The sequence below is a fragment of the Sinomicrobium halophytocola genome, assembly GCF_052983395.1.
Genome location: NZ_JBRKIT010000008.1, coordinates 1 through 7,761 on the forward strand (window position 1 = coordinate 1; position 7,761 = coordinate 7,761).

A 7,761-nucleotide genomic window follows, 5' to 3' on the forward strand; every position below is an offset into this window, starting at 1 on the left:
GCATGTGACTTCTGATTCCAGGACATAAAATCACTCATGTAATCCTTATATTGACGTTGGAGTTTCTTCCCGTTTACGCCATAGAAAAATCCAATAGTATGGAAGTCTGAAGCCTTAGTATCGACTAATTTCTTTTAAAAAAGCAGCAAACTCCTTTGTCATACGAGTGCCCTGCGCTACCAAATTCCAATCTCTTTCAATTACATTTCCACTATCCTGATCCAACCATCTCCTGCGCTTAACATGTAAAAAAACACGATGTCCTCGTAAGGGAAAATCTTGGATGGTAATCTCTTTATGGAAGCCCTTAGACATTAATCGACCGAAAGAGTTCTCTTTTGGAGGGGTGTTGCGCTCCTCAAAATAAAGATGCATTACTTCACCATGCTTTTCGCTTTTTATCAAATCAAAGTGGTCAACCAGAAAAGAGGGCAAGACCATTTTTATAAAGTCAAGATAATTGTCCAAGGTGTGTGTTTTTGCAAAGATCGAACCTTTACGCCAATTTCCCCACAACTTTTGAGATTGATCCGAAATGATGTGGATCCGGGCGGTTCGATATTGCATTCTGTCAAATTAGATTTTTTGAAGGACCTCGAACTAATGACACCCTTAGGATTCTTCTTTATATAGGTGTTTCTAAAGCATGTTCAAAACATTATTAGTATATCATACCCCGCCTTTGTTTTATAATTTCTTTCCGTTTTGTGCAAACAGTATTTATTTGTTTACAATTTTTACATGTTTTATGTAAACAAATCTAGTTGCTTACAGTTTTTGTAAACAAAGCTATTTGTTTACAATTTTTACATGTTTTATGTAAACAAATCTATTTGTGTATATGTTTTTGTTTATTTTTATAGACAAAATCGGAAGGATATGGAATATAACATGGATAAGGCCGTCGATTATCACTATGGGGAGTTTCCTCCTCGAAGAATTGAATATAATATTTTTATACAGGAACTTGTAAACGCAACAGACGCACTGGCCCGATTTGATCAGATGCTGAAAAATCTGCATAACACGGAGATATTATTGACACCGTTACGGAATCAAGAAGCAGTAATTTCATCCCGTATAGAAGGGACAATCAGTACAATGGATGAAATATTGCAATACGAGGCGGATAACGAAGGTGTGGAAAATCCTACTGCTAAATCCGATGTTATTGAGACTATTCTTTATCAAAGGACCCTGAAGAATGCGCAAAGCGCATTGGAAAGCGGATACAATTTTTCATTGAACTTTATAAGGCAGATGCATCAGCAATTACTTTATTTGGGGCGTGGAGCAAATAAATCGCCGGGAGAATTCAAAAAGGAGCAAAATTATCTTGCGGATAAAATGAAAAAAGAAATACAGTTTATTCCGGTAAGTCCGGAGAAACTTGATGAAGGACTCGGAAGATTGCTTTCTTATATTGAAAAATCCGATTTACCCCCACTCATTAAAACGGCAATAATGCATCTGGAATTTGAGGCTTTGCATCCTTTTAAGGATGGGAATGGAAGAATTGGCAGAATGTTAATCACACTTAATTTATGGAAAGAAAGCATACTGTCGCAACCACATTTTTATATTAGTGGTTATTTTGAGGAGCATAAAGACGAGTACATTGAACAAATGCGTAAAGTCTCTAAAACGGGTGATTGGAACGAATGGATCAAATTTTTTTTAATTGCAGTAGAAAGTCAAGCAATTAGAAATCTTCAAGTTGCAGAAAGTATAAGGGATTTATACGAAAAAACAAAATCTGATTTCTCCGATCTGTTATCTTCGAAATGGAATATGGAAATAGTTGATTTTATATTTACCTATCCGGTATTCCGTAACAGTAAATTTGTAAGTAATACAAAAATTCCGAATGCTACAGCGGTAATTATCATTAGAAAGCTTATAGACAATGGCTATTTAATTCTCAAGGAAGAAGCTTCGGGAAGAAGGGCCGCGATGTACGCTTTTGAACCATTGATGAAATTAGTACGGGTATAATTATCGCTTTGAATACTATAAACAATTAAGAGAAAATAATACCTGGATTTTTCGCTCAAATACAAAAAGTTTAAACGAGTTAGTACTTCAACTTCCGGATGCAACCCTGCCAATTGCTTCAAATCCTCCACAAAGTGGTTTGGGATTTGTTTCGCAAGCATTAAATGACAGGAAAAGCGATTAAAATGGTCGCTTTTCTTGTTTTTATTTTGAGGTAACTTGTTGTTTATATGAAAGATACGATGAGTAATTACGTTCATCCGAATAGTTCGATAATTTGTTCCGTCAAATTCCAGTTTTTCGGGAAATATCGAACTAATGATACCCCTTCGGGTTCTGATTCCCCCTTCTCCATACAATTTTGCAATGTTTCCGGCACCTTTTAATGCCTTGTCTAACAGTTCGTTGATGTTGGTGTCTTGAGTTTCCAACCCCCTTTTACTTAATTGTTCTTCCAGTTTTTCGATCTGCGCTTTGCACTCTTTTTTAGTTTTAAGGTAATCTTCATCATCCAGGTTTTCCGCGAGCAGCTTGTTCCTTGCAACGCATAGCTTTCCTACCGATATGGGCAAAAAGGTAAGCGGAGGGATAACCTTAGTCAGAAGGGCATTTGGATTGAAATATGGATAACGCAATAGTCGGTGAGCTATAAAAATATTTTTATAGCTCATGGCATGGAATTGGAAAACATAAAAACTGGCCGGATTTTACCTATGATATACCCCTTTTAACAGCTTATGAGAAAGATTTTTTACATAATGCAGGAATGTTGTACGGCAGTCTTAAACATGTAAGTAGTAATGACCGGGATATACTGAAAGTTATGCTAATTAGTGATGAAGCATATAAAACCTCTGAAATAGAAGGGGAGTTACTCAACAGGGATTCGTTACAATCTTCCGTTCGAAAACATTTTGGACTAAAAGGGGATGTGCGCCGAATTTCACCGGCTGAGCAAGGAATTTCTGAAATGATGATTGATCTGTATAAAAATTATCATACCCCTTTATCCCATGAGCAATTATGCCAATGGCATGCCATGTTAGCCAAAGGACGTCGTGATCTGCCGGACATAGGAAGTTATGGGACCCATGACGATCCAATGCAAATTGTATCCGGCCCTATGAATCGTCCGAGAATCCATTATGAGGCTCCGCCTTCATATCAGGTGAAACAGGAGATGAACCTTTTCATTTCATGGTTCAATAGTACCGAAAGCCTCGATCTGCTTACCCGGGCGGGGATTGCCCATCTCTATTTTGAAAGTATTCACCCATTTGAGGATGGGAATGGGAGAATAGGCCGTGCTGTTTCAGAAAAAGCACTATCCCAAAGTTTGCAAAGACCTACACTCATTGCAATTTCCCATACCGTTGAACACGATAAAAAGAAGTATTATGAAGCGCTTCACCAAAACAGTACCGGGCCGGATATTACGGAATGGTTAGTGTATTTCTGTGAAATGATTATTCAGGCCCAGAACCATACACAGAGCATGATAAACTTTCTTATCGAAAAGACGAGGTTTTATCAGCGTTTTGAGGACAAGTTAAATGAAAGACAGCAAAAAGTAGTGGCGCGGATTTTTAAAGAGGGTATTCATGGATTTCAGGGAGGACTAAGCGCTGATAATTACAGGCGTATTACTAAAACTACGGCTTCCACAGCAACACGTGATCTGCAAAAGTTAGTAGAACTGGAGGCTTTTATAAGAACAGGTGAGCGGAAGAGAACAAGATACTATTTGAATACAGATCATCCTGACTGAGTTTGGCTTTTTTCCTGAGTTGTCTGATAAAGCGACCAAATTTGATCAATTTGTTGTCTATTCGTTAAGTTGTGCTAATAGGAAAAATAAATCATGAATTCGATTTTGAAAAGAGCAATTCATATTTGGTTTGCGCTCCGAATGGTACAATGAAAACCTCATTTACAAAAACGTTTGAATTAATTTCAAAGAACAAGGCTTTTTTTCTTTGCATACTTCAATTTAAGTGCCCAATGAAAACTTAATGTCAACCCGATGTGATTTTTTTGCTAACTTGTGTAACAGGCATGCCGGCTATAATTCATTGCTTCTGACTTTCTTTCGGAAAGTTCTTGAGGATTTTCACGCAACGAAACCATAGCCAAACACTTTAGTGGCCAGGCAGAACTAACCAGAGACTATTTATAAAGACAAGGTTTGAACAAGAACATTAAAAATATGATAACTTAAAACCAAATGAAATGAAAAAATCAATCCGATTAATCTTAACAGCATTATTTTTGTGCTCATTTTTTACGCTCAATGAGGTTTTTGCGTGTACTAGAGTAGTTTACCACGGTCCTAACGGAACAATTATCACTGCTCGTTCAATGGATTGGAAAGATGATATTCCTGCCAATCTTTGGATTTTCCCGAAAGGTATGGAAAGGAACGGAGAAGTAGGTACGACCTCGATAAAGTGGAAATCAAAATACGGAAGTGTAATTACAAGTTCCTGGGACATTGCCTCTTCGGACGGAATGAATGAAATGGGGCTTGTCGGTAATTTACTTTGGCTGGCCGAGTCTAATTATCCCAAATTCGGGAAAGATAAAAACACGCCAGGTCTTTCCATTTCGCTTTGGTTGCAGTACGTCTTGGACAATTTTTCAACAGTAGAGGAAGCCGTTGCCGCATTGGGCAAGGAAGAGTTTGTCGTTGTTTCTTCAAATATCCCGGGGACGGACAAATTTGCCACGGTACATTTATCAATTTCAGATAAAACAGGCGATAACGCAATATTCGAGTATATAGATGGAAAGTTGGTGATTCACCATGACAAGTCATATGTAACAATGACAAATTCACCCATTTTTGAAGAACAACTCGCCATTAACGCATACTGGAAAGGTATTCCCGGAACAATTGCATTACCTGGAACAAATAGAGCTGCGGATAGGTTTGTAAGGGCGTCTTACTACATTGACGCAATACCAAAAACCGATAATACCAGGGTTGCCATTCCAAGTGTTTTCAGCGTCATCAGAAATTGTTCCGTTCCTTTGGGCATATCGTCCCCAACTGAACCGAACATTTCGTCTACACGATGGAGAACCGTTGCTGATCAGAAAAATTTGGTCTACTACTTCGACAATGTACTGAATCCTAATGTGGTGTGGGTAGAGTTTAGCAAAATTGATTTCAGCGAAAAAGGTAAAGTAAGAAAGCTTAGTTTAGATAATAATGAGAACTATTCAGGTGAATCATCTATGAATTTTAAAAATGCCGAACCCTTTAAGTTTGCTGGATTAGAATAAGGAATGAATTGATTTAAAAAATAAAAAAACCGAACCGCTAACAATGGTAGTCGTTGCACAGGCCTATAAATTGCTACCTTTTGTTTTGTGGTAACCCATTGTTTGTGTGTGGTATACGATGGGCGATTACGTTCATCCGGATAGTTCGATAATTTGTTCCGTCAAATTCCGGTTTTTCAGGGAGTATGGAACCAATGATATCCCTGCGGGTTCTGATTCCCCTTCGCCATACAGTTTTGCGATGTTTCTAGCACTTTTTAATGCCTTGTCTAACAGTTTGTTGATATTGATGTCCTGAGTTTCCGAACCACTTTTGTTCAATTGTTCTTCCAGTTTTTCAATGAAAAAGCCCAATCCTCTTTGGACAGGGGGCTTATGCTATACAAACTATATTTTGACACTAGATGTTGTTTGTTGACAAAATATAGTTTGTGCATTTGGGGCAAAACAGTATCCGGATCGACACAGGTAAACTACATATCACCATATTCTACTTTAATGTTGAACATCAGAATTTGCAGGGGTAACATGTCGTAATCCGTCCGAATACGAACAGAAAGTGTCCGGTGCCGAACACTTTTGAAGTGTCTTTTTTAGCGTATATTTCAAAAAATCAGATATTTATATTTTTGGCGTAGTTCATGTTTGGTATTTAAGACCAGACAATGAGAATAGGGTGGAGTGTGGCTGTCGGCAGAAGTAAATCAGCACCCATAAACCGACTTATAAAATACCGAAACCCGGCTATAGAACATAAAAAGATATGATCAGGAATTATTTAAGCACATTATTCCGGAACTTCGCTAAAAACAAGGCCCATTCGCTGATCAACGTGACCGGGTTATCCGTGGGCATGGCGGCTGCATTGTTGATAATCCTCTGGATCCGGAATGAACTGGGCATGGAGCGATTCCATGAAAAGGAAGACCGTATCTATGTTATGTACAACCGCGATGCTGATCCGGAGGGCAATCGCTGGGCGTGGAACAACACCCCCAAAGTATTGGCGCCCACCCTGAAAGCCGACTATCCGGAGGTTGAGGATGCCGTTCGGTTCAATAACATCACGTTCTTATTCACAGTAGGCGATAAAAACCTTAATGCCCGGGGAGCCTTTACTGATAGTGGCTTTCTTAACGTCTTTAGTTTTCCGTTGATACGAGGAGAGGCCTCCGCAGTATTGGCAGACGGACACGGTATCGTCCTGACCGAGCAATTCGCTGAAACCCTCTTTGGCAATACGGATCCCATGGGCAAGACCATCCGCATTGATAGCAACCGCGATGTTACGGTAACCGGTATCCTGAAAGACCTGCCGAACAATACACTATTGGCGTTCGATTACCTGCTCCCCTGGGAACATATGGATCGGTTGGGCTGGAACGATACGTTTTGGGGCAACAACTCGGTCAAAACGTATACACTATTGAAACCGGGAGCGAGCCAGGCGGTTTTCGACCAGAAAGTAAAGACCATCACGATAGACCATACGAAAGAAACGGCAAACGCATCTACAACCGAGGTGTTTACGCAACCGCTGAGCCGCTATTACCTGTACAACAAGTCGGAAGATGGCATATTGGTAGCGGGCAACCTGGTCACCGTAAGGCTATTTATTGTACTTGCTGTATTCATTTTGCTGATCGCTTGCATCAACTTCATGAATCTAAGCACCGCACGGAGCGAACGACGTGCGAAGGAAGTGGGCATACGGAAGGTCGTCGGTGTGAGTAAAACCCTACTGATTACCCAGTTTCTCATCGAAAGCATCCTGTTGAGTCTCTTTTCATTCTTTGTAGCGCTGTTGATCGTTCAATTGAGCCTGAACGGTTTTAACCGGTTGGTCGGGAAAGAATTATTTGTTCCCTATGACAATCCGCTTTTCTGGCTATCTGCCCTCGGGTTTATCCTGGTTACCGGTTTGGTTGCGGGTAGCTATCCGGCCTTTTACCTCTCCTCATTCAATCCGGTAAGTGTGCTCAAAGGAACCTTCAAAAAAGAAAATACCCTGATCGCTCCACGGAAAATACTGGTCACTATCCAGTTTACCTTTGCCATTATACTGATTATTGCCACTATCATCGTTTACCGCCAGATCCAATATGGGCTGGACCGGGATGCCGGGTATAACCGGAATAATCTGGTGTACCTCTTTTTTCAGGGCGATATGGATAAGAATTATACCTCCATTAAAAACGAATTACTCGGAAGCAATGCCGCGACATCCGTCTCCCTTTCGGCCAACCCCATTACACAACAGTGGAGCGACAGTTGGGGATTCCATTGGGAAGGCAGTACGAAAGCTGATGAGAAACTGGAATTCGTGCGGATGGGTACGGATGCCGGTTTCACCGAGACGTTCGGTATCGAATTGGTTGCCGGCCGCGATATTGATGTGTACCGGTATCCCACCGACAGTATGGCCATTCTCTTGAATGAAGCTGCTGTGAAGGCCATGCGGCTTAAGGATCCGGTCGGCAC

6 protein-coding genes are annotated in these 7,761 nt (G+C 40.3%); 4 read left to right on the forward strand and 2 right to left on the reverse strand.

What is annotated here, in order from left to right; genetic code table 11:
* Window positions 1–114: 114 nt before the first annotated feature.
* Window positions 115–567 carry an ISAon1 family transposase N-terminal region protein gene (locus ACVBDY_RS02035; protein WP_447173803.1) on the reverse strand — a complete coding sequence of 151 codons (453 nt, stop codon included), beginning with the start codon at window positions 565–567 and terminating at the stop codon, window positions 115–117.
* A 243-nt stretch (window positions 568–810) separates the two neighbouring features.
* Between ACVBDY_RS02035 and ACVBDY_RS02040 the strand changes: the two genes are divergently transcribed.
* Window positions 811–1,995, forward strand: a complete 1,185-nt coding sequence (locus ACVBDY_RS02040) for a Fic family protein (RefSeq protein WP_447173804.1) — start codon at window positions 811–813, stop codon at window positions 1,993–1,995.
* On the opposite strand, the gene ACVBDY_RS02045 is transcribed toward ACVBDY_RS02040, so the two are convergent.
* A complete protein-coding gene (locus tag ACVBDY_RS02045; protein ID WP_447173805.1) occupies window positions 1,911–2,666 on the reverse strand; it encodes a hypothetical protein in 756 nt (251 codons plus the stop codon). The genes ACVBDY_RS02040 and ACVBDY_RS02045 overlap by 85 nt on opposite strands.
* A gap of 8 nt (window positions 2,667–2,674) precedes the next feature.
* Between ACVBDY_RS02045 and ACVBDY_RS02050 the strand changes: the two genes are divergently transcribed.
* From ACVBDY_RS02050 to ACVBDY_RS02060, 3 genes are all read left to right on the forward strand, one after another.
* Window positions 2,675–3,763, forward strand: coding sequence for a Fic family protein (locus tag ACVBDY_RS02050; RefSeq protein ID WP_447173808.1), 1,089 nt, complete (start codon window positions 2,675–2,677; stop codon window positions 3,761–3,763).
* A 461-nt stretch (window positions 3,764–4,224) separates the two neighbouring features.
* Window positions 4,225–5,280, forward strand: a complete 1,056-nt coding sequence (locus tag ACVBDY_RS02055; RefSeq protein ID WP_447173806.1) for a linear amide C-N hydrolase — start codon at window positions 4,225–4,227, stop codon at window positions 5,278–5,280.
* A 763-nt stretch (window positions 5,281–6,043) separates the two neighbouring features.
* A partial coding sequence (locus tag ACVBDY_RS02060; protein ID WP_447173807.1) for an ABC transporter permease occupies window positions 6,044–7,761 on the forward strand: 1,718 nt, incomplete at its 3' end.

Coding starts and splice junctions, on each gene's coding strand:
- ACVBDY_RS02040 (WP_447173804.1), top strand. CDS start 811: ATGTTTTATGTAAACAAATCTATTTGTGTATATGTTTTTGTTTATTTT.
- ACVBDY_RS02045 (WP_447173805.1), bottom strand. CDS start 2,666: ATGAGCTATAAAAATATTTTTATAGCTCACCGACTATTGCGTTATCCA.
- ACVBDY_RS02035 (WP_447173803.1), bottom strand. CDS start 567: ATGCAATATCGAACCGCCCGGATCCACATCATTTCGGATCAATCTCAA.
- ACVBDY_RS02055 (WP_447173806.1), top strand. CDS start 4,225: ATGAAAAAATCAATCCGATTAATCTTAACAGCATTATTTTTGTGCTCA.